Source organism: Streptomyces sp. BoleA5 (assembly GCF_000373665.1).
Lineage (GTDB): Bacteria > Actinomycetota > Actinomycetes > Streptomycetales > Streptomycetaceae > Actinacidiphila.
Map to the genome: position 1 here is coordinate 89,271 of NZ_KB892102.1, position 21,938 is coordinate 111,208.

Annotated in this window: 19 protein-coding genes and 1 pseudogene; 7 read left to right on the forward strand and 13 right to left on the reverse strand. The window is 72.9% G+C overall.

Translation table 11 applies throughout. The annotated features are described in order from the left end of the window. Positions 1–49: 49 nt before the first annotated feature. The 11 genes and pseudogenes from eno to B085_RS42700 form a co-directional block, all read right to left on the reverse strand. Entirely contained in the window at positions 50–1,330 is a 1,281-nt protein-coding gene (eno, locus tag B085_RS0117005; protein ID WP_018559771.1) for a phosphopyruvate hydratase, read from the reverse strand. Between the two features lie 182 nt (positions 1,331–1,512). Beyond that, positions 1,513–2,511: a transglycosylase family protein gene (locus B085_RS0117010; protein ID WP_018559772.1), complete on the reverse strand. Its 999-nt coding sequence runs from the start codon at positions 2,509–2,511 to the stop codon at positions 1,513–1,515. Between the two features lie 116 nt (positions 2,512–2,627). Continuing rightward, positions 2,628–3,893 carry a cytochrome P450 family protein gene (locus B085_RS0117015; protein WP_051102083.1) on the reverse strand — a complete coding sequence of 422 codons (1,266 nt, stop codon included), beginning with the start codon at positions 3,891–3,893 and terminating at the stop codon, positions 2,628–2,630. After that, a complete protein-coding gene (locus B085_RS0117020) occupies positions 3,886–4,587 on the reverse strand; it encodes an endonuclease V (RefSeq protein ID WP_018559774.1) in 702 nt (233 codons plus the stop codon). The genes B085_RS0117015 and B085_RS0117020 overlap by 8 nt, the downstream gene beginning before the upstream one ends. A 73-nt stretch (positions 4,588–4,660) precedes the next feature. Then, the gene (locus tag B085_RS50065) at positions 4,661–5,188 is read right to left on the reverse strand and encodes a DUF6479 family protein (RefSeq protein ID WP_018559775.1); all 528 of its coding nucleotides are present in this window, start codon (positions 5,186–5,188) and stop codon (positions 4,661–4,663) included. A gap of 66 nt (positions 5,189–5,254) precedes the next feature. Continuing rightward, positions 5,255–6,235, reverse strand: coding sequence for a nucleoside triphosphate pyrophosphohydrolase (locus B085_RS0117030; RefSeq protein ID WP_018559776.1), 981 nt, complete (start codon positions 6,233–6,235; stop codon positions 5,255–5,257). 98 nt (positions 6,236–6,333) lie between these two features. Further along, positions 6,334–6,975 carry a SurA N-terminal domain-containing protein gene (locus tag B085_RS0117035; RefSeq protein ID WP_018559777.1) on the reverse strand — a complete coding sequence of 214 codons (642 nt, stop codon included), beginning with the start codon at positions 6,973–6,975 and terminating at the stop codon, positions 6,334–6,336. 130 nt (positions 6,976–7,105) lie between these two features. Continuing rightward, a complete protein-coding gene (locus B085_RS50780) occupies positions 7,106–7,339 on the reverse strand; it encodes an excalibur calcium-binding domain-containing protein (protein ID WP_234018595.1) in 234 nt (77 codons plus the stop codon). Then, a pseudogene (locus tag B085_RS0117040) lies at positions 7,319–8,026 on the reverse strand (HNH endonuclease family protein); the annotation flags it as partial. The gene B085_RS50780 and the pseudogene B085_RS0117040, both read right to left, overlap by 21 nt. A gap of 59 nt (positions 8,027–8,085) precedes the next feature. Beyond that, positions 8,086–8,817, reverse strand: coding sequence for a DUF6585 family protein (locus B085_RS0117045; protein ID WP_018559779.1), 732 nt, complete (start codon positions 8,815–8,817; stop codon positions 8,086–8,088). A 79-nt stretch (positions 8,818–8,896) separates the two neighbouring features. After that, entirely contained in the window at positions 8,897–9,634 is a 738-nt protein-coding gene (locus B085_RS42700) for a hypothetical protein (protein WP_018559780.1), read from the reverse strand. 221 nt (positions 9,635–9,855) lie between these two features. On the opposite strand from B085_RS42700, the gene B085_RS0117055 reads away from it, so the two are divergent. The 7 genes from B085_RS0117055 (at position 9,856) to B085_RS0117085 (ending at position 20,196) form a co-directional block, all read left to right on the forward strand. Next, complete coding sequence (locus tag B085_RS0117055; protein WP_018559781.1) at positions 9,856–11,874, forward strand: N-6 DNA methylase; 2,019 nt, start codon at positions 9,856–9,858, stop codon at positions 11,872–11,874. A gap of 98 nt (positions 11,875–11,972) precedes the next feature. Next, on the forward strand, positions 11,973–12,545 hold the full coding sequence (locus tag B085_RS51455) for a hypothetical protein (protein ID WP_018559782.1): 573 nt from the start codon (positions 11,973–11,975) through the stop codon (positions 12,543–12,545). Further along, positions 12,542–14,071: a serine/threonine-protein kinase gene (locus B085_RS0117065; RefSeq protein WP_018559783.1), complete on the forward strand. Its 1,530-nt coding sequence runs from the start codon at positions 12,542–12,544 to the stop codon at positions 14,069–14,071. The genes B085_RS51455 and B085_RS0117065 overlap by 4 nt, the downstream gene beginning before the upstream one ends. A gap of 180 nt (positions 14,072–14,251) precedes the next feature. Further along, positions 14,252–15,511, forward strand: coding sequence for a hypothetical protein (locus B085_RS0117070; protein WP_026251115.1), 1,260 nt, complete (start codon positions 14,252–14,254; stop codon positions 15,509–15,511). Beyond that, positions 15,508–17,718, forward strand: a complete 2,211-nt coding sequence (locus tag B085_RS0117075) for a polysaccharide pyruvyl transferase family protein (RefSeq protein ID WP_018559785.1) — start codon at positions 15,508–15,510, stop codon at positions 17,716–17,718. The genes B085_RS0117070 and B085_RS0117075 overlap by 4 nt, the downstream gene beginning before the upstream one ends. A 143-nt stretch (positions 17,719–17,861) precedes the next feature. After that, complete coding sequence (locus B085_RS0117080; protein ID WP_018559786.1) at positions 17,862–18,827, forward strand: glycosyltransferase family 2 protein; 966 nt, start codon at positions 17,862–17,864, stop codon at positions 18,825–18,827. Between the two features lie 4 nt (positions 18,828–18,831). Further along, positions 18,832–20,196, forward strand: a complete 1,365-nt coding sequence (locus B085_RS0117085; protein WP_018559787.1) for a polysialyltransferase family glycosyltransferase — start codon at positions 18,832–18,834, stop codon at positions 20,194–20,196. An 83-nt stretch (positions 20,197–20,279) separates the two neighbouring features. Here the strand turns inward: B085_RS0117085 and B085_RS0117090 are convergent, their stop codons facing one another. Beyond that, positions 20,280–21,395 carry an acyltransferase gene (locus B085_RS0117090; RefSeq protein WP_026251116.1) on the reverse strand — a complete coding sequence of 372 codons (1,116 nt, stop codon included), beginning with the start codon at positions 21,393–21,395 and terminating at the stop codon, positions 20,280–20,282. 6 nt (positions 21,396–21,401) lie between these two features. Next, on the reverse strand, positions 21,402–21,824 hold the full coding sequence (locus tag B085_RS0117095) for a hypothetical protein (protein WP_018559790.1): 423 nt from the start codon (positions 21,822–21,824) through the stop codon (positions 21,402–21,404). Positions 21,825–21,938 lie beyond the last annotated feature (114 nt).

A 21,938-nucleotide genomic window follows, 5' to 3' on the forward strand; every position in this document is an offset into this window, starting at 1 on the left:
CACGGTGCCGCCCGCCGCGTGCGCGGCGGGCGGCACCGGACGGCCGGTCTCAGCCCTTGAAGCGGGGGAACGCGGAGCGGCCGGCGTACACCGCGGCGTCGTCGAGGATCTCCTCGATGCGCAGCAGCTGGTTGTACTTGGCGACGCGCTCGCTGCGCGCCGGGGCGCCGGTCTTGATCTGGCCGCAGTTGGTGGCGACGGCGAGGTCGGCGATGGTGACGTCCTCGGTCTCGCCGGAGCGGTGCGACATCATGCACTTGTAGCCGTTGCGCTGGGCCAGCTCGACCGCGTCGAGGGTCTCGGTCAGGGAGCCGATCTGGTTGACCTTGACCAGCAGCGCGTTGGCGGTGCCGCTGTCGATGCCGCGCTGCAACCGCTCGGGGTTGGTGACGAACAGGTCGTCGCCGACCAGCTGGACCTTGTCACCGAGCTCCTCGGTGATCGTCTTCCAGCCGTCCCAGTCCTCCTCGTTCAGCGGGTCCTCGATGGAGACCAGCGGGTACGCCGCGACCAGCTCGGCGTAGTACGCGGTCATCTCGGCCGCCGACAGGGACTTGCCCTCGAAGGAGTACCCGCCGTCCTTGTAGAACTCGGAGGCGGCCACGTCGAGCGCGAGCGCGATGTCCTGGCCCGGCTGGTAGCCGGCCTTCTTGATGGCCTCGACGATCAGGTCGAGGGCGTCGCGGTTGCTCGGCAGGTCGGGGGCGAAGCCGCCCTCGTCGCCCAGGCCGGTGGACAGGCCGCGCTCCTTCAGGACCGCCTTGAGGGTGTGGTAGACCTCGGCGCCCCAGCGCAGGGCCTCGGAGAAGGACTCCGCGCCCACGGGGGCGATCATGAACTCCTGGATGTCCACGTTGGAGTCGGCGTGCGAGCCGCCGTTCAGGATGTTCATCATCGGGACCGGCAGCACGTGGGCGTTCGGGCCGCCCAGGTACCGGAAGAGCGGCAGGTCGGAGGCCTCGGAGGCGGCGTGGGCCACGGCCAGCGAGACGCCGAGGATGGCGTTGGCACCGAGCGAGGACTTGTCCGGGGTGGCGTCCAGGTCGAACATCGCCTGGTCGATCAGGCGCTGCTCGGTCGCGTCGTAGCCGACCAGCTCGGGGCCGATCTGCTCGATGACGGCCAGCACGGCCTTCTCCACACCCTTGCCCAGGTAACGGCTCTTGTCGCCGTCGCGGAGCTCGAGGGCCTCGAACGCACCGGTGGAAGCACCGGAGGGGACGGCTGCACGGCCCGTGCTGCCGTCGTCGAGGCCGACCTCGACCTCGACGGTGGGGTTGCCTCGCGAGTCGAGGATTTCCCGGGCTACGACGACGTCGATGGACGGCACGTGGGTCTCCTTCTGGATGTCTCTTCGTTTCGGCATGAGCCTAACCGACCCGAAAAGCCCCGGCCGGGCACGCTCGGGGGATGGACACGCCCGTGCTCGGAACGGAGGAGAAAGTTCAGCCCGATGTCAGCCCTCGTCCGCCGGGCGGGGATGGACACCCGGCCCGGCGGCGCGCCGGCGGCTCAGCGGCCGAGGTCCAGGTACGAACCGGCGCTGATCGCGTTCGGGTCGTCGCCGATGACGTCGCGGTTGGCGTCGTACAGGCCGCGCCAGCCGCCCGCCACGTCCTGCTCCATGGCGATCTCGCAGAGCGAGTCGCCCTCCTGCACCAGGTAGCGCTTGCCGGTGGTGCTCTTGGCGCTCGCGTCGTTGTCCCGGCCGCGGTCGGCCTTCGCGGCCGCCGCGCGCGTGTCGGTGGCGAGCGGGATGACGCCCCAGGCGGCCTCGCCCTCCACGAAGTGGGCCGGCAGGCCGGCGGGGCCGTGGTCGCCGGTCCCGGCGGAACCCGTGGTGTCCCCGGTGGCGGGGCCGTCGGTGGCGGTGCCGGTCTCCGGCTTGCGGTGCTTGCCGGTGCCCTTGCCCTCGCTCTTGTCGCCGGCGGAGGGGGTCGCGGAGGCGTCGGAGCCGCTGGTCGGCTCGGCGTCCGGGGCTGCGGTGGTGTCGTCGCCGGTGCCCGGGGTGGTGGTGCCGGTGGAGTCGTCGCCGGTGCCGGCGCCGTCGGTGTCCTCGTCCCCGGTGCCGGTGGAGTCGCCCGATCCCTGGCCGTCGTGGCCGTGGCCGCCGTGCAGCAGGTCGTCGAGGGCGTCGATGAGCCCCGAGGAGTCGGCGCAGCCGGACCAGGCGTCCGGGCCGAGCTCGGCGAGGATCTTCTCCGCCACGGATATCTGCTCGTTGCGGCTGGCGAGGTCCGGACGCTCGGCGTACTGTTCGCCGCCGTACTGCTGCCAGGTCTCCTCGGTGATCTGCAGACCGCCGAAGAACCCGTTGCCGGTGTTCGAGCTCCACAGGCCGCCGCTCTCGCACATGGCGACGGCGTTCCACGTGCTGCCGGCGTCCGCGGCGCTGGCGCCGCTCGCTGCGAAGAGGGGGAGCGTGAGGCCCGCCCCGGTCGCCGCGACCGCGACCATTGCGGTCGGGGCCTGACGCGGCTTGCGGTGTCGGCCGTTCCCGGACTTCAGCATGCGCCATCGCCTTTCACATTCGAATACTGCGATGGCGCCAGACCGTAGCCGCCTTGGCCCATGCATCACAAGTCGATGTCTCACGGATCACGCAAAGATCACGTTCTGACGTCACGTCAGTCACTTTCCGGCGTGAACGCGACCGGCAGGGTGCGCAGGCCACGCATGATCAGGCCGCCCCGCCACCTCAACTCGGCTGGATCCGCAGCGAGTTGAAGGTCCGGCAGTCGGGTCAGCAGGGTCGCCAGCGCGGCCTGCGCCTCGAGCCGTGCGAGCGGCGCGCCGAGGCAGTAGTGGATGCCGTGACCGTAGCCGAGGTGCTGGTTGTCACGGCGCGACAGGTCCAGGGCGTCCGGGTCGGAGAAGCGGGCCGGGTCGCGGTCGGCGGCCGCCAGGACGACGAGCACCGGGTCGCCGGTGGCCACGGACTGCCCGCCGACGGTGAGCGGTTCGGTGGCGAAGCGCCAGGTCGCCAACTCCACCGGGCCGTCGTAGCGCAGCAGTTCCTCGACGGCGGTGCCGAGCAGTTCGTGCTCGCCGCGGGCGAGGGAGTCCTGCAGCCGCCGTCGTTGCTCGGGGTGGCGCAGCAGCGTGTAGGTGCCGTTGCCGATGAGGTTGACGGTCGTCTCGAAGCCCGCGAACAGCAGGATGAAGGCCATCGCGGCGGCCTCGTTCTCGGTGAGGTGCTCACCGTGGTCGCTCGCCCGGATCAGCCCCGAGATCAGGTCGTCGCCGAGGTCCGAGCGCTTGCGGTGGATCAGTTCCAGCAGGTAGGCGCGCATCTTCTTGACCGAGCGCGCCACTCCCCCGCGCGGCCCGCCGCCGTGCCGGATCATCATGCCCGCCCAGTCGCGGAAGTCGTCCTGGTCCTCGGCGGGGACGCCCAGCAGGTCGCAGATGGCGTAGATCGGCAGCGGGAACGCGAACTCATGGATGAGATCCGCCTCGCCCCTGGCGGCGAAACCGTCGATCAGCCGGTCCGTGAGCTCCTGCACACGCGGCGCGAACCCGGCCACCCGGCGCGGTGTGAAGGCCTTGGAGACCAGCCGCCGCAGCCGGGTGTGGTCGGGCGGATCGATGTTGAGCAGGTGCGTCATGAGGTCGGCGCTGCGCTCGCCCGGGATGCCCACCTTCCCCTTGGCGTGGGCGTGTTCGGAGTGGTGGACGGGGTTCTTGCTGAGCCGTGCGTCGGCCAGCGCCTGCTTGGCGTCCGCGTAACGGGTGACCAGCCAGGCCTCCACCCCGCTGGGCAGGGTCGTGCGGTGCACCGGGGAGTGCTCGCGCAGCCAGGCGTACGCGGGGTACGGATCGGTCGCGAACTGCCAGGTGAACAGTTCGGGGGCGGCCGGGATGCCGGGGTCGGGGGTCACACTGTCATGCACCCCATGACGTTAGCCGGTCGCGGCTGAGCCGGTCGGCGAGCCTGGTCGTCTCCGGGAGGCGGTAGGCGGGGGCGAGGGCCAGCACATGGCGGCAGGCGGTGTCCAGGTCGACGCCGTGGCCGGTCGAGACGTAGACCGGCTTCACCCCGCTCCGGGTGCGCAGCACCCGGCCCACCGTCTCCCCGGCGTCCACCAGCGGCGCGCTCGATCCCCGGGCGTCACCGAGCGCGGCCGGGTCCCAGCTGCCGACGAACGGCGTCTTCGCCACCCCCGCGGCCGGCACGCCCGTGACCACCCCCAGGTGGCAGGCGAGCCCGAAGCGGCGCGGGTGCGCCAGGCCCTGGCCGTCGCAGAGCAGCAGGTCGGGTGTGACGGAGAGCTTCTCCAGCGCGTCGATCAGCACGGGCAGTTCACGGAAGGCGAAGAGTCCGGGCACGTACGGGAAAGCGGCCCGGGCGGTGGCCGTGACCTGCTCGACCGGTGCCAGCGTCGCGGTGTCGAGCACGACGACGGCGGCGGCGACGATGTCGCCCTCGGCACCGTGGCCGCCGCCGTAGGCGACGTCCAGTCCGGCCACGTGACGCGGCCGCTGCGGGCCGGGGCTGTGGTGGTCCGCCAGCGGGCGCAGCCGGTCCTGCAGCGCCAGGGCCTCCGCCTCGTCGCGCGGCCATGTGTGCGGTACCTCGATGCGCATGGCCGTCAGCCTAGGGGCCCGTGCGAGGGCGGCGGCCGGGCCCGGGCCCGGCCGCCGCTCTCTCGGCCTCCGCTCAGTGCTCTTCCTTGCCGCTCTCCTCCTGGCCCGGCCCGGAACGGGTCGGTGCGCCTCTGGGGAACCCGCCCGCCCCTCCCGCGGCGCCCGCCGGACGGCGGGTGCCCTCGGGGCTGCGGGTGCCCTCGGGGCTGCGGGTGCCGGGGCTCGGGGCGCCGCCCTGCGGGCCGCTCACTCCGTGGGAGCCCCAGTTGCCGAAGCCCTTGAGGGAGTGCGGGAGGCGCCGGATGCCGTCCTGGGGCCATTCGTCCGGCTCACGCCATTCGGTGAGCGTGTGCCGCTCGCCGTCCTGGTGGCCGGGCCCGTGGTCGGCCGGGGTCTCCCTGCCGTGCTCCTGGCGGGTGTGCCACGCCCCGCCGCGGGGCTGCGGTTTCTGCTCCGGGGGCGGTTCCTTGCTACGGGCCCACATCCCGATCGACACGGCGCCGACCAGGATCCCGACCAGGAAGATGCCCACTACCAACGGCGCGATGCCGACGATGTAGTCGTGCGGCACGGCCAGCTGGATCTGTTCCAGTGCTCGCATATGTCCTGTTTACCCGCTACGCCCCAGGATGACGCACAACAACGGAAGGAGATGTTCCGCGGCAGGTCAGCCCGTCCTCTCGGCCTCCAGGATCGCGTCCCGGTAGCGGCGCGCGGCGGCGCGCAGGGCGGACTCCGGGTCGATGCCGGCCGCCTGGGCGGCGAGGGCGAGCGCCAGCAGGCGCTCACCGGTGTCGGCGGCGTCCTGGTCCGGCACGGCCACGGACAGGCCCGCCTGACGGGCCCGGGAGCCGAGCTTGGCGGCGAGGGCGAGCGCGGGCTGGCCGAGGGGGATGCCTTCGGTGACCGAGCCGCGCTGCTTCTCCTCCGCCTTGGTGCGCAGCCAGTGCTCGCGGACGTCCTCCGCCGTCTCGGCGACGGCGTCGCCGAAGACGTGCGGGTGCCGGTGGATCAGCTTGTCCACGATGGTGGCGGCGACGTCGTCGATCGAGAACGGCTCCTCCGGGTCGTCCTGCGCGATCCGCGCGTGGAAGACGACCTGCAGCAGCACGTCGCCGAGCTCCTCGCGCAGGGCCTCCCGGTCGCCCTCCTCGGCGGCCTCGGCGAGCTCGTAGACCTCCTCGATGCCGTACTTCACCAGTTCCTCGGTGGTACGGACGCTGCTCCAGGGGCACTCGCGGCGGATCCGGTCCATCACCTGCACCAGGTCGAGCAGCCGCGCGCCGGGCAGGTCGTAGGAGCCGGGCAGCAGCTCCAGGTCCGGCATGTGGACCCGGCCGGAGCCGCCGAGCCGGGCGAGTTCGTCGGTGACGGCGCGGTCGCCCTCGCCGCCGGCCAGGTAGACCACGGTGCGCCCGCCCCCGGTGAGGTCGACCAGCTCCCGCCCGGTGGGTGCGGACGACTCGACGGCGACCCCGGCCTCGCGCAGGTACGGCAGCTGCGGATTCCCCGGGTCGGGGCAGACGACCAGATCGGCGGCGCGCAGCAGCTCCCAGGCGGGCCAGGAGAGCAGGCCGGGGGCGATCCGGTGGGTGGTGGTCAGCAGTACCAGGCGGCCCGGGAGGGCGGAGTCATCGGAGTGGTCCACCCGACGAAACTACCTCGCCGCGAAACGGCACCGGGGCCGGGCCAGCGATCGGACCCGGCCCCGGCCACGCTGCGTCCCACGTCACGCTCGGACCAGGCTCAGGCCTGGGCGGAACGGCGACTGACCTCGGACAGCCACGGGTCCTTGGTGGCGTCCAGGTCGAGCTTGTCGGAGTTCCACGTGCCGTAGCGCGGGTTGACGTCGATGCGCAGGCTCTTCGACGTGTCCCGCAGCACCTTGATCAGCGCCGTCTGCCCCTCGGGGGTCTGCACGTCGGCGCCGTAGTGGGCGGCGACCTTCTGCATCAGCAGGTCGGTGCGGATGCTCTCGTCGATGTCGGCGGGCACCATCGCGTAGGTCTGCAGCAACTGGGCCTCCAGGGCCGCCCTGCCGCCGGCCTGCTGCTCGCTGGCCCCCCGGGCGGCCTGGAGCTCGCGCCGGGTGACGGAGACGCCGATGTCGTCGGCCGCCCGCTCGATCACCTCGTTCTGCACCAGGCGGTGCACGACGTTGCGCTGCAGATCGCTGCTGGCCTCGATGAGCTGGGCGGCCTGCGGGGTCTTCTCCTGCGCGGCGCGGACGGCGGCGACCTTCGCCTGGACCGCCTCCACGGTGATCTGCTCGCCGCCCACGACGGCCGCGGCACCGGCGTGCGGTGTACCGCAGGACGTCAGCAGCGGCGCCGCGAGCAGCACGGCTGCGGCGGCGGTGACGGAGAGAGCAGTCCTGCGGCGGAGCATTTTTGCCTCCCGGCAAGGGATCGAGCGACGGTGCACGACCTGGCAGTGATGCAGTGATCGAGGATATTGAGCGAGGCGCCGGGATATCCAGCACTCTGCACAACACACTGCGCAAACGATTCGCGGCACCTCAGGTGTCGCAGGCGACACCGTCTCCGTCGCGGTCCAGCGAACGCGAGTAACCGGGATCGCCGCGGCGCAGCGGGGCGGCGCCGGCCTCGCGGACCGCGGCGCAGTTCGCGTACGTGGCATCGGGCGAGGGTGCGGTGCCCTCCTTGCCGTCCCCATCCCCGTCCCCGTCGCCGCCTCCGCCGCCGGAACCCGGGCCGCCGCCGGACGCGGCCGGCTTGCCGGCGTCCGGCAGGGGCTGGTCGGGGCAGGTGTCCAGCACCTTCGCCATGGCGGCCTTCTCGGCCTCGGTGACCCACAGCCCGTACTTCTTCTTCACCGCGACCTGGCGGGCCACGTAAGGGCAGCGGAAGGCCTTGTCCGGCGGCAGCCAGGTCGCGGCGTCGCCGTCGCCCTTGCCGCGGTTGGTCGGCCCGTCGACGGCGAGGAGGTTGAGGGGGTCGTTGGCGATCTGCCTGCGCTTGTCGCGGGACCAGTACTTGGCGCCCTTCTGCCAGGCGTCGCTGAGCGCCACGACGTGGTCGATGTCGACCGTGCTGCGGCCGCGTGTGAAGTCGATCCGCCTGCCGGTGTAGGGGTCGGCGAGGGTGCCCGAGACGACCACGCAGTCCCCGCCCCGGTCGGCGCGGAAGGAGGTGCCGGTGAGGTCGCGGCGGAGTATGTCGTCGCGGGTGCCGCAGCCGTTGTGGTCGGTGTCCGCCCAGGCCGCGCCGAACTCGTCCCGCGCGTAACCCGTCTTGGGCGCCCGGCCCTTCACCGCCAGGTCGTCCAGCGCCTTGAGCGCGCTGCCCTTCGGCGCCCCGTCGCTTCCGGCTCCGCTGCCCGTGCCGCTGCCGAGGCCCTCGCCGGTGCAGCCGGCCAGACCCGCGCCGAGCAGCACGGCGACGGCCGCCGCTGCCGTTCCCGCCCTGGTTGTAAGCACCTTGGCACTCTAGGGGGTGGGGAGCCCGGCCCGGCAGGGGGCGTACGGCGGGCGGACGGTCAGCGCGCGGCGGTGGTTCGGCGCAGTTCGTCGACAAGGGAGAGGAACAGGAGGAAGTTCGGGATGTCCTTGACCTTCCTGGAGGACCAGGACAGGGACTTGCCCGCCTTCTTCAGCACGAGCACGCCGTTGTTCACCCGCACATCCTCGATCTCCCGCCAGGTGACGGCTCCGCGCCGGGGCGTCGCGACGCCGGTGCGGTTGACCGAGATCTCACCGAAGGTCAGTGTCCCTCCCTCCGCCAGCATCCGGAGCATGCCCGGCAGCTGGAACCCGGCCACCTCCTGCTGGATGAACGGTCCCCACCGCTCGGGCTCCGCGTAGAAGTTGAGGATCTTCCGGACGGTGCCGTCCTGCTTGTGCAGCGTGTAGCGGTAACCGGTGGCGACGTGGATGCCGTTGACGTAGGACTCGGTGATCTCCTGCAGCACCGTCAACGAGTCCCAGCGGAAGGCGGCGGGGACGCCGGCGTGGTCGATCTCGATCAGTCCGGCCTCGAAGAAGTGGAGCCGGCGGGCGGCGGCCCTGCGGGAGAAGTTGGGGGTCCGCAGGGCCTGGCGGAGGAACCACAGGCCGGGCAGGACGAAGCAGGCCAGTCCCACGAGGATCATGAACACGAAGTTGCACGTCATCAGGAAGCCGTGGCGCTTCGGCAGGATCGTGAGACGGTGCCGGCCGAGTCCCTCGGCCGCGGCCAGGGCCGCGACGTCGTCGGGTATCCGGTCTTCCATGGTGCGGTTCCGCCGTTCTCGGGAAGGGGACGGCCCTGGCACGGCGTGCGCCAGGGCCGGGGGATCCTGGCTGGTGGGCTCAGCCGGCCAGCTTGTCGATGTCGACGGCGTCCTTGGCCGCCGGGGCGGTGACCTCCGCCGGCTTGTCGAAGTCGGAGAAGAGCAGGGTGCCGGGCTCCTTGCCGCCCTTGACGACCACCTTCAGCACATACGGCTTGCCCTCGGTCGCCACGTAGGCGGTGGTGGTCTCGGCGCCGTCCTTGCTGGTGATCGGCACGGCGGGCGTGCCGTCGAGGGTGACGGGCTCGCCCTTCTTCCCGCCGAGGTCGCCGTCCGAGTCCTTCTCCAGCTCGGCGAGGAACGCGTCGAGGTCGCAGGTTTCGACGAGGTCCTTGTTGTCCGGCGCGTCGGCCTTGGTCTTCATCCACCGGCCGCCGAGGAGGTCCTTCAGTGCGGCGCCGTCGGAGCCCTGGGCCTTCCAGAAGGCGTCGTCGCCCTTCATGTAGAGCGAGGGGCCCGCCTTGACGAGCTGCATGGTGCCGCCCTCGGCGGTGACCTCGCCCTTGCAGTCGCCCGTCCTGCCCATCGTCATACGGAACTTCATCGGCTCGCCGTCGGTGATGCCGTCGAGGGCGACGGTCATCGCCGGGGCGGACTTCATGGCGGCCAGGGACTTCTTCCCGATCGTGGCGACCGACTGGTCGGCGAGGGCGGTGGAGGCGGGTTCCGCCGTACCGCCGAGCGGGCCGCAGGCGGCCATGGTGAGGGCGGCGGCGGCGCAGCCGAGGGCCGTGAGCACGCGGCGAGAGGTGGTCATGTGGGTCGTCCCCCTTGGTGGACAGCGTGTGGATGACGGTTGCGGGCCGGCGGAACGCCGAGGGACTCCGTGAACCGATGGGTCAATCACAGCATGAGCTGTGAACCGAGTCAACATGTCATTCCGATTCACGTGGATTCACGGCGTGAAGCCTCGTATCTTGCGTTCACCGGTATGCTCGTGGCCACAGCCGCACCCCGCGCGGGAAGGGAGCCAGCCAGGTGCCGGAGAACGCAAGCGAGGTGACCGCCGCCGGGATCGCGCGGCTGGCCGGGGTGGGGCGAGCGGCCGTCAGCAACTGGCGCCGCAGGCACGCCGACTTCCCCAAGCCGGTGGGGGGCACCGACACCAGCCCGGCCTTCGCGCTGTCCGAGGTCGAGGGCTGGCTCCGCGCCCAGGGCAAACTCGCCGAGGTCCCGCTGCGCGAACGGGTCTGGCAGCGGGCCGAGTCGCATCCCGCCGGAACCGCGGCCGCCCTCCGGCAGGCCGGCGCCGTCTGCCTGCTGGCCCGTGAACGCCCCGACGCCGCAACCCGGATGAAGGGCGCGCAGGGCACGGAGGCCGGGGAGGCGGTAGGGGAGCTCTTCGAGCGGCACTTCGGGGGACGGTTCGCCCCCGGCGCGCCCGTCGACGCCGAACTGCTGCGCGGAGCCGCCGAACTCGCCGCCGGGATGGGACCGCGCCAGGCCTACGAGTTCCTGCTCGGGCGCTATCTGGACGCCAACCCCCGGCAGTACACGCTGACCCCGCCCGCGCCCGCCGAGCTGATGGCCGCACTGGCCGGCCCCGCCCGTACCGTGCTGGACCCCGCCTGCGGCACCGGCACCCTGCTGCGTGCCGCCGAGGCACCGCACGAGGTGTACGGCCAGGAGGCCGACCCGGACCTGGCCGCGCTCGCGGCCCTGCGGCTCGCCCTGCACGCCGACCCGGCCGCCGCGGTACGGGTCGCGGGCGGCGACAGCCTGCGCGCCGACGCCTTCCCCGGGCTCGCCGCCGACGCGGTGCTGTGCCACCCGCCGTTCAACGAGCGCAACTGGGGCCACGAGGACCTCGCCTACGACCCCCGCTTCGAGTACGGCTTCCCGGCCCGCACCGAGTCCGAACTCGCCTGGGTGCAGCACTGTCTGGCCCGGGTCCGGGAGGGCGGGACGGTGGTGCTGCTGATGCCGCCCGCCGCCGCCTCGCGCCGCTCCGGCCGCCGGATCCGCGCCGACCTGCTGCGGCGCGGCGCGCTGCGCGCGGTGGTCGCGCTCCCGGCCGGCGCCGCGCCCCCGTACGGCATCCCGCTCCATCTGTGGGTGCTCCGCAGGCCCGGCACCGGCACGCCGGCCTCCCCGCACCTGCTGCTGGTCGACACGGCGGGCTCGCAGGACGCCGCCCCCGCGGGCGAGAAGGCGCCCTGGCAGACGGTGCGCGCCACCGTGCTGGACGCCTGGCAGTCCTTCGACCGGCACGGCACCACCGAGGAGCGGCCCGGTGTGAGCCGCGCCCTGAAGGTCATCGACCTGCTCGACGACGACGTGGACCTGGCCCCCGCCCGGCATCTGCCACCGCCCGCCGCGGCCGGCGGGGCGGCCGAGCTCGCCGGGGTGCGCGACCGGCTGGCGGCCACCCTGCTGCGCAGCGCCGAACTCGCCCCCGCCCCCGCCGGGGCGGCCGAGCCCGCCCGCTGGCCGCTCACCACGGTCGGCGAACTGGCCCGCGCCGGGGCACTGGTGCTGCGCGCGGGCGGCAACGGCAGCGCCCGCCCCGGCGGCGGTCCCGCCGTGCTCACCGAGCACGACGTCCTCGGCGGCGGCGCGCCCAGCGGCACCCTGCCCGAGGGGCCGCCCGGGGAGGAGCCGGTCCTGACGCGGGAGGGGGACGTCGTCGTCCCGGTGCTCGGCCGGGGTTCGGCCGCGCGCGTCGTCGACGCCGCCACCGCCGGGGCGGCGCTGGGCCGCAACCTCCACCTGCTGCGCCCCGACCCGGCCGCCCTGGACCCCTGGTTCCTCGCCGGCTTCCTGCGCGGCACCGCCAACAACCGCCAGGCCAGCAGCTACGCCTCCACCGCGACCCGGCTGGACGTCCGCCGCCTCCAGGTGCCGCGGCTGCCGCTGGCCGACCAGCGCCGGTACGGGGAGCGCTTCCGCACCCTGGCCGCGTTCGAGGAGGCCCTGCGGCTGGCGGGGCAGCTGGGCGAGCAGTTGGTGCAGGGGCTCTACGACGGACTGACCGACGGCACGGTGCGTCCCGAATAGTTACGGGATCGGGTGACAGCCCGTCGGTGGCGGCGGATACTCTCGCGATACCACTCGCAGCTGTCCCCCGCACTGATGTCCCAGGGAGTCCGAGAGCAGTGACGAACGGCCCCGGCCCGGTCCCGCCGTACCCACCGGCTCAGTCCAAGGCCACGGCGACCGCCCTCCGCGCCATCTTCCTCACGATCACCGCGATCAGCTGCGGCTTCCTGGCCTGCCTCCCCCTGCTGCACCTGGCCGTCCGGCGCCGCCGGGCCATGGACTGGGTCTTCTTCTGGACCGCCACCGCGGCGAGCCTCGCCTCCTTCGCGACCATCGGCACCCTGTCGGAGAACAACCCCTGGACCGACGTGGCGCTGCTCACCGTCATCGCCCTCGTCCCCCTGGTCGGCGTCCACTACCTGGTGGCCGACCTGGCGCTGGCACGGGCGGAAGGTGCGCCCGGCTACCCGTCGTACGCCACGACCGTGCCGTACCCGCCGCCGCACCAGCCGGCGCCCCCGCAGCCGCCGGCGGACTACAACCCGTACCGCACGCCCCCGCCCCCCGCGCCGCAGGCACCCGCGCCGCCGCAGCCGCCGGCGCCCCCGCACCAGCCGCGGATCAACCAGGTGCGGGCGGAGCTGGACGAGCTGAGCGACCTGCTGCGCAAGCAGGAGGGCGGTCAGTGAACGGACGGATCGTCGCCGGCCGATACGAGCTGGCCACGGTCCTCGGCCAGGGCGGCATGGGCCAGGTGTGGACCGCCTACGACCGGCGGCTGGACCGCCGGGTGGCCGTGAAGCTGCTGCGTCCGGACAAGGTGGCGGGCGGCGCCGACGCCGAGGAGCTGCGCCGGCGCTTCGTGCGGGAGTGCCGCGTCACCGCGCAGGTCGACCATCCGGGGCTGGTCACCGTCCACGACGCGGGCAGCGACGCCGACGAGCTGTACTTCGTCATGCAGTACGTGGAGGGCGCCGACCTCGCCGACCACCTCGCCGAGCACGACCCCTACCCCTGGCCGTGGGCGGTCGCCGTCGCGGCGCAGCTGTGCGCCGTGCTGGCGGCGGTGCACGCGGTGCCGATCGTGCACCGCGACCTCAAACCCCACAACGTGATGGTGCGTCCCGACGGCACCGTGGTCGTCCTGGACCTCGGCGTCGCCTCCGTGCTCGACACCGACACGACCCGGCTCACCCACACCGGCACGCCCATCGGCACCCCCGCGTACATGGCGCCGGAGCAGGCGATGAGCGGCGCCGTCGGCCCCCGCACGGACCTGTACGCGCTCGGGGTGCTGCTGCACGAACTGGTCAGCGGCACCGTCCCGTTCGCGGGTTCGACGGCGCTCGGCGTGCTCCACCGGCACCTGTACGAGCAGCCCGTGCCGCTGCGGCAGGTGCGCCCGGAGGTACCGGAGCCGCTGGAGGCGCTGGTGCTGCAGCTGCTGGCGAAGGACCCGCAGCACCGGCCGGCCGACGCCCAGGAGACCTACCGCAGGCTGGCGCCGCTGCTGCCGGTGCCCGGCCCCGTCCAGCGCCCCCTCGGGCCGATGGACCCCACCCGCCCCTTCCTGCGACCGCTCGCCCCGTGGCCGGACCGGCCGGCCGCCCCGCCGCAGCCCACCCCCGCCCCGGGCATGAGCGCGGCCCCCGCGGGCCAGGGCATCGCGGAGGCGGTCGACGAGGTGAAGCGGCTGCTCGACGCCGGCCGCATCACCCAGGCGGTCGACATCCTGGGCGGCGTGCTCCCGGCCGCCGCGGAGAAGCACGGCGAGCAGTCACCGGTCGTACGGATGCTGCGCAAGCAGTACGCGGCCACGCTGATGGAGGACGGCCAGTACCGCCGCGCCCTGCCGGAGCTGCGCCGGCTCGCGGACGAACTCGCCGCGGAGTCGGGGCCGCTGGGGCGCCAGTCGCTGCAGTACCGCTACGAGGCCGCCCAGTGCCTGGAGCAGCTGGGCGAGGCCCCCGCGGCACTCGCCGAGTACCGGGCGCTGCTGCCCTCCTTCGAGCAGTACCGCGCCACCGATCCCGACCTGCCGCTGGAGGTGCGGCGCCGCATCGGCCACCTGCTGCTGTCGGTGGGCGACCGCGTGGCCGCCCACGACGTGCTGTCCCGTCTGCTGTACGACTCCGACCGGGTGTACGGCCCGCACCACCCGTTCTCGATGGAGGTCCGGCGGACGCTGACCTGGCTGGGGCAGGTGGGCCGCTAGGCCGTACCGGCCCGGGCCTACCGTCCGGCGCGGGCGCGCAGGCGGCACCCGCGTTCCGCGCCCCCGCGGGTCTTCCACACGCAAGCGGGGGGAAGTGTTCACCGGAGGTCCATCGGGGCGTCGCCCGCGGCCCGTCGCGCTCGGGCACATTCGGCCTCCGATCGGAGAACGGTGGAACGCATGACGAACCCCCTGGCGGGATTGTTCAAGGCACGGCAGAGAGACGCCGCCAGGCCGGATCCCCTCGCCCGGAGCATGCGCCTGTGCGGTGAGCACCTGGCGGAGCAGGCCGGCACGGCCACTTCCCGCCACGCACGGCTGACCAAGGCGATCGGTGTCCTGACGACCTCTCTCGCGACACCGTCCGCGGACTCTTTCGACGCGTTGCTGCAGGTCGGGCAGCGTGCGCTGGAGGCCGGCGACGAGAGCGCGCTCCAGCTGGCCCTGGGGGTCGCGGAGTCGTCGACGGAACTCAGGCAACGATCCAAGGGCGCCTGGCGGTTGCGGGGGCTCGCCCTGGACGGGCTGGGTCGCGGCGACGAGGCCGTGGAGTCCTACGAGCGCTTCCTCGCGCTGCAGTCGGACCACGGCGCGGCAGCGGACGTCGTGCGCCGGGTCGACACGCTGCGCAGGCGGCGGGACTGCCTCGACGAGGCCGCCGGGTTGTTCCCCGAGGACGACTGCCCGCTGCGCGACGCGGCCGGGTGGCCCACCTCGCGGACCGCGCCGGAGTTCGCCGCGTACGTGCAGGCGAAGGTGTCCGAGCACGGCATGGGCGACCCCTCGGTTCGGCGCCTGATCGATCTCTACGCCGTGTACCGAAGGCTCGTCGAGCGGGGCCGTACGGCCGACCCGCTGCTCGGCGGCGCCACGCCGATCGACGTCAGCGGGCTGCGCGGGCTCCTCGCCGGACGGACGGTGTGCCTGGTGTCGGATGCCGAGGAGCTCACCGCGATCTCACCGGGCCCCGCGCTCGACGCCTACGACCTGGTGGTGCGGTGCGACTCCGCCGGCGTCCGGGACCAAGGCACCGGTGTTCGCACCGACCTGCACGCCGTCACCCTGCGGGGCGCGGCACCCTGGGCCGCTCCCGCCTGGACCCGGCCGGCGGGCATCCGGCTGGTGTTCGGCGACGCGGCCGGGGCCTGGCGCCGGGCGATCCGGCAGCGTCTCGTCCCCGGGGCGCAGGACCACGTCGGTGACGCGTCCCTGCGCCGGCCGCTGAGCGACCCCGCGCTGCTCGGCGAGGACGGCTGGGACACCCGCACCACCACCACCGCCTTCACCACCCTCCGGCTCCTGGACTTCCTCGACGTCAGCCCCCGGCTGGACCTCATCGGCTTCGGTCTGCCCGGGCATCTGCCGCCGGAGGAGGCCGAGTGGGTCATGGACCGCGCGACGCACATCGACGACAGCAAGATGAGGATCGCCCTGCGATGACCCACTCCTCCGCGGACGACCGCCGCACGGTGACCGGCAAGCGCCGGATCGCGTTCGCCGTCCACACCGACGGGGACCGCCTGTCCGGCCTCCCCGTGCTGCTGCGCAGCCTGGCACTGACCAACCCGGAGGTGTGCGAGGACTTCGTGGTCCTCCACCCCGGCCTGCCCGACTCCTCGTTCGACGAGCTGCGCCGCCTGCACCCGCGGGTCGTCACGCGCCGGGCGGACGATCGGCTCGACGTCTTCCGGCTCGACGGTTACGACACCGTGATCGCCCTCGACCCGGCCATGGTCGTCCTGGGCGACATCGGCGAGCTGCTGCGGATGCGCCACGGGGTGGGCGCCGTACCGCAGTTGTGGTGCGACGGGGAGGCCGGGGAGCGGCGCTCCGTCCTGCCGGAGGGGCTGCTGGTCGTGCAGCGCGCCGATGTGGACGACGCCGTCGCGGCCCGCGTCGCCGGCGGCGACGCCACCCTGGACGCGGCGCTCGAGGGCGTCCTGGTCCCGGTCGACGCGCGGTACGACTTCCTCACCCGCCGTCTGTACGACGACACTCCGGTGCCCGGCAGCGTCGCCGTCCTGCGCTTCACCGGTCCGTTCGACGAGCCGGGTTACGGGCCGGCCGCCGAGGCGCGGCGGCGCTTCGAGATGAGCGACGCCGACTTCCGGGCCGCCTACTGCGCGCTGCCCGGCGCCAAGCACCCCGATCTCCTGACGCACTGCGCACCGCCGCTGCTCACGGAGCAGCCTTCCCTCGACCTGGCCCGGGCGGTCGCCGACGTCTACCGCCAGCAGGGCCGTTACGACGAGGCCGTCGACGTCCTGGCACCGGTCGTCGCCGACCGGCTGGACGCGCCCCGCTGCCACGAGACGCTCGGCGTCTGCCTGATGGCGCTGTCACGCTACGACGAGGCCGAGGCGCACCTGCTGCTGGCGGCGTCGTCGCCCGACGTGGCCCCGCGCGCCTTCGCCCAGCTCGCGCGGCTGGCGTGGCTGTGCGGGCGCGAGGAGGCGGCACACGCCTACGCGCTCGAGGGTCTGGACGCCGAACCCACCGACGCCGGCTGCCACAACTGGTACGTCAGGACCCGTCCGGAGGAGCGGGAGCCGGAGACGGACCCGGCGGGCGAACAGCTCGCCCATGTGGCGCTCTTCGCGGAGGGCAAGGAGAACGCGGGCGACAAGGTCCTGCCCGAGGCCGTGCGCATGTGCTTCGACACCGACACCGGTCCGCGGCGCTGGTACCGGCAGCCGGTGCACCGGCTGGTCGACGAGGCCGCGCTGGAGCAGCTGAACGCACGGCGTGGGGTGGTCGTGGGCGGTGGCGGGCTCTTCCTGCCGGACACCTCCCCCAACGGCAACAGCCACTGGCAGTGGAACGTGCCGGACGACATCCTGGCCCGGATCACCGCGCCCCTGGCGGTGTTCGCTGTCGGCTACAACGTGTTCGACGGGCAGCTCTACCGCAGGCGCCGCTTCTCCGAGAGCCTTCGGGCGCTCGTGGAGCACTCGGCGTTCTTCGGCTTGCGCAACCACGGCTCGGTCGAGCGGGTACGCGAGCTGCTCCCCGGGGACCTGCGCGACCGTGTGCGGTACCAGCCCTGCCCGACCACGGTCGCGCGCCATCTCGTGCCGGGCTGGTCCGATCCCGCGGAGCGGTCGGACACCGTCCTGGTCAACTGCGCCTACGACCGCGCGGGCCTGCGCTTCGGCCACGACTACGGGCACTTCCTCGCACAGATGGCCACCGCACTGCGCAGCATCGGCGACCGCGCGGAGGTCCGCTACGCGGCCCACATGCCGGCCGACGAGAGGTTTGTGCACGATCTGCGGCGGGAGCACGGGCTCACCCTGCCCGTGGAGCCGCTGTACGACATGTCCAACGACGGGATCCGCGACCTGTACGCGCGCTCCCGCCTGGTGATCGGGATGCGCGGCCACGCGGGGATGATCCCCTTCGGCTGCGGGACGCCGATCCTCAGCCTGGTCTCCCACCCGAAGCTGGCCTACTTCCTGGCCGACATCGACCGTCCGGAATGGGGGCTGTCCGTGCACGACCGGCAGCTGGGCCGGGGTCTCGCCGAGCGGGCCGCCGCGGTCCTCGACGACCACGAGGCCGCCGTGGCGGACGTGCACGACCGGCAGGACTTCCTGTGGAAGATAACCCGGACGAACGTCGACGAACTCCGCGAGATCTTCGGCTGACCGGAACGGAGGGCGGCCGGGACCGGAAGAGTTCACTTCCCCTGCGAACGGAATTCACCTCCGGGCGCCCCGGCCGTCACCGCCCGCCACGGGAACGTCGTTAGCCTGACGTGATCGCCTGCTTTCGAACATGAGAGGCCCGCGTGCCGAAACTGTCCGTCGTCGTTCCCATGCACAATGTGGAAGCGTTCGCCGAGAGCACTCTGAGAAGTCTCGCGATCAACGCGGAAGCCGATGTCGAGTTCCTCATCGTCGACGACTGCTCCACGGACTCCACTCCATGGGCGATCGACCGCTGGACGGAGAAGCTCCCGAACACCACGGTGATCCGGCACGAGAAGAACATGGGCATAGCCCAGGCGCGCAACAGCGGAATCGACGCGGCCGGCGGGGAATTCCTCACCTTCCTCGACGGCGACGACTGGTACGGACCGGGCCATCTCGCCGAACTGGTTCGTGCGATCGAGGAGTTGGGTTGCGATTTCGCCCGCACCGGTCACGTTCAGAGCACCGGCACGGAACGGGTGCTCCGACGGCCCCCGGCCCGGCTCAGCAATACCGTGATGAACCCCCGCGACGGAATCGCCCCGGTCGACATGGAGACGATGGTCGATTACCCCTTCGTCTGGGCGGGAATCTACCGGCGCCACCTCTTCGACGACGGGGGAATGCGCTTCGCGACCGGACTCCGCACCGCCGAGGACCGGCTGTGGATCTGGCGTCTGCACCTCAAGGCGCACACCTACGCGTCCCTCGGCCTGCACGGGGTGTTCTACCGGCGCGGCGTCGCCACGTCGCTCACGCAGATCAAGGATTCTCGGCAGCTGGACTTCATACCGGCGTACGACGCCCTCCTGCAGGACGTGCAGCGGGACGAGGAGGCCGAGCGTTTCCTCCCCAAGGCCGTACGGACCTACTGCGCCATGATCGCCTTCCACATGGGCAAGGCGAACGAGTACGACTCGTCAGCCGCCCAGCGCCTTCGGCGTGAGGCGAGCGCCGCACTGCAGCGCATGCCCGAGCGGGTACTCGACGACACCCTCAAGAACATCGACAGGACACGGAGCAGGTTGCTCAGCCGCCTGCGCGACGGGCGGAAGGCTGCCTGAACCGATGCCCCACAAGACCCAGGTATTCCAGGTCTCGACCCTGTACGGAGCAGCCACCCTGGCCGCGGCGCTCGACTCGGGACTGTTCGGCCCGCGCGACGGCGCGCGCCGCATCCTTCTGGTCTCCAACAACGCCTCCGTGCCGGAGACCGCGCTGCGCCTCGACGAGATGCACGGCTACACGCGCATCGCCGCCCGCTTCGACACGGTCGTCAGCTGGAACCAGGCGATCAGCCCGTACCACCCCAGCGACTGGGGGCCCCGTGCGAACGACACCGCGATGTGGCAGCGGGCGTTCCGGCTCGCGTGGGACATCGACGAGCGTGACCTGATCGAGCTCGCCGTGGAGTCCATCCAGGTCAACCCGGCCCGCGCGCTGGCGGCGATCTTCTCCGAGGCCGCTGTCCACGTGTACGCCGACGGCCTCATGAGCTACGGCCCCACCCGGGAGAAGCTCCCGCTCAGCATCGCGTGCCGCATCCAGCGCCTGCTCCACCTCGACCTGATCCCCGGACTGCGGCCGCTGCTGCTGTCCGAGTACGGGGTCGAGCCCGAGGTCGTGCCGGACCCGGCGTTCCGCGGCGTCCTCGACGAGATCTCCCGGGAGGCCGCGGACGACCCGCGGCTGGCGCCCGTCCTGGAGGAGGCGCCGACGGCGGTGCTGCTGGGCCAGTACCTGGCGGCCATCAACATCATCTCCGTCGAGGAGGAGGAGCGGCTCCACGTCCGCATGCTCACCGGTGCCGCCCGGGCGGGACACCGCTCGGTGGTCTTCAAGCCGCACCCGACGGCGCCGGCCGGCTACTCGGCGGCGCTGAGCAAGGCGGCGGCGGACGCGGGCGTGCGGCTCACCGTCCTGGACGCCCCCCTGCTGGCCGAGACGCTGTACCACCACTGCCGTCCCCAGCTGATAGCCGGTTGCTTCTCGACCGCGATGGCGACGGGCTCCGCCTACTACGGAGTACCCGTCGCCCGGGTCGGCACGGCGCTGGTGATGAAGCGTCTGAGGCCGTACGAGAACAGCAACCGCGTACCGCTGGCCATCGTCGACCACCTGGTGCCCGATCTGGAGCGGGAGGAGACCCCCGCCCTGGTCGGCGAGGCACCGGAGTCGCTGTCGCCGCTCATCCGGGCGATCGGTTTCTGCATGCAGCCGAAGACCTACCCGAATCTGCGCGAGTCGACGGTGGCCTGGCTGCGGGAACACCTGGCCGGCAGCCCCGGCTACTACTTCCCCGAGATGCGGCTGGCTGAGCTCGACCTCCCCGGCAGCCGACCGCAGATGCGGGCGAAGGTGCAGGCGAGGATTCAGGTGCGGCGCGCCAGGCGCGTGGTGCGCCGGGCGGTGCGGCGCGGCTCGGGGAAGTGACCCCGCCGGTGGACCGGCACCCCTGACCGCACGGAGCCCCCGGCCGGTGGCCGGGGGGCTCCGGCATGTCCCGGACGCGGAGGTCAGCCCAGCCAGCGGTTGAGCCGCAGGCGCGTCCACAGCAGGCTGGTGGCGAAGGAGAGGACCACGGTCCCCGTCACCAGCAGCGTGATCATGACGGCGGCACCCAGCCAGCCCGCGTCCGCGGAGACCAGGTGCGGGGCGAGCGCCCGCAGGAACATCAGGTGCACCAGGTAGGCGCCGAAGGCCGCACCGCCGAGCCGGGACACCAGCGGCCGCAGGCGCTCGGGGATGCTGATCCGGTTGAGGGCCATGACCAGGGCGCCCGCCAGGAACGGCACGGCCAGCCCCGCGTAGGGCGAGGGGTAGTGCACCCAGTGCTCGTACGCGACGACCGCGGCCCACGCGCAGACCCCGCCCGCCAGCCACATCAGGCGCCGGCGGCGCCCCGTGGTGGCCGCGAGCGGCAGCGCGAGCAGCGCGGAGCCGGCGGCGGCGTAGGCGACCTGGTACGGGGAGAGGTTCCACTCGAAGTCGGGCAGGCTCACGTGCAGGACCTTGCCGATGTCGCCCAGGAAGGTCGGCGCGATGGCCAGCAGGACGAACAGGCTGCCCAGGGCCCAGGGCCGCTTCCCCGTCTTGATCAGGGCGGCGAGCGAGAGCAGCAGGATCACCGGCACGTAGGCGTACAGGTACCAGAGGTGGTAGGCGGGCTGGATGGAGCCGAACAGCGACTCGAAGGCCAGCCGCTGCGTGGGCCGGGAGTTGGTGTCCCGGATCCAGTCCCAGGCGAGGTACGCGGCGGTCCACACGCCCATCGGCACCACGATGCGGGTCAGCCGCCTGCGGACCTGCGTGCTGTCCTTGGGGGTGGCGCCGACCAGCACGACCCAGCCGGCGATCGCGAAGAAGAGCGGCACCGCGCACCGGGTCAGCCCGTCCGAGACGAGCCCGGTCCAGTAGACGGGCCGGCCTCCGGAGGGCTCGCGGCCCACGGCGTTGAGGAGCTGGCCTGCGGCGTGGCAGACGATGACACCGATGGAGCACAGGACGCGCAGCAGGTCGATGTCGTATCTGTGCTCACGCGGCCGGGCGGCGGGCGCGGCGGACGCCTCGCTCGCCCCGGTCGCGTGACCGGTGGTGAGGACGGGGGCTGCGGTGGTCGTCTGGGCGGAGATCGGCGGTCACTCCCGGGTGCGCTCGCGGAGCGCGGCCGGGGTCCGGCCGGGCTCGGGGATCGGATGGGTGCGGTGCAGTGCGCGGACACCGCGGGCAGGTGCGTCCGCGGTCCGGTCCGTCATCGCGGGCACGGAGGGCGGCGGACCGGCGGGCCGGACGGCCGGGCCGTCCTTGCCCGTCGGCCCCGACGCGAGGTTCATCCGCTCTCCGAAACGGGTGATGCCGAACAGTTCCTGGACCTCCGTGTACCCCGGTTTCCCGGTTTCGCCGCGAAGGATTTCGTGGGCGCCGGCCTCGCCGTGGAGGAGCGGTGCCCCGTGGGCGTCCGCCCGGCGGCCCGCGTCGTGCCCCGCGCGGGGGTCGGCGCCGCGCGGCTCGATGGCGGGGCTCACGGCCTCCGGCGCCTCGGCGAAGACGGCGATGTGCATGGATCCGTTCCGGTCGCTGTCCGATTTCACCTGCCCCGGCAGACTATGGGACACCGTGGGGGGTGGGAGGTGCGAACCTGGTGAAGTCCGGCGCCCACGGGGTGGCGTCCAGGT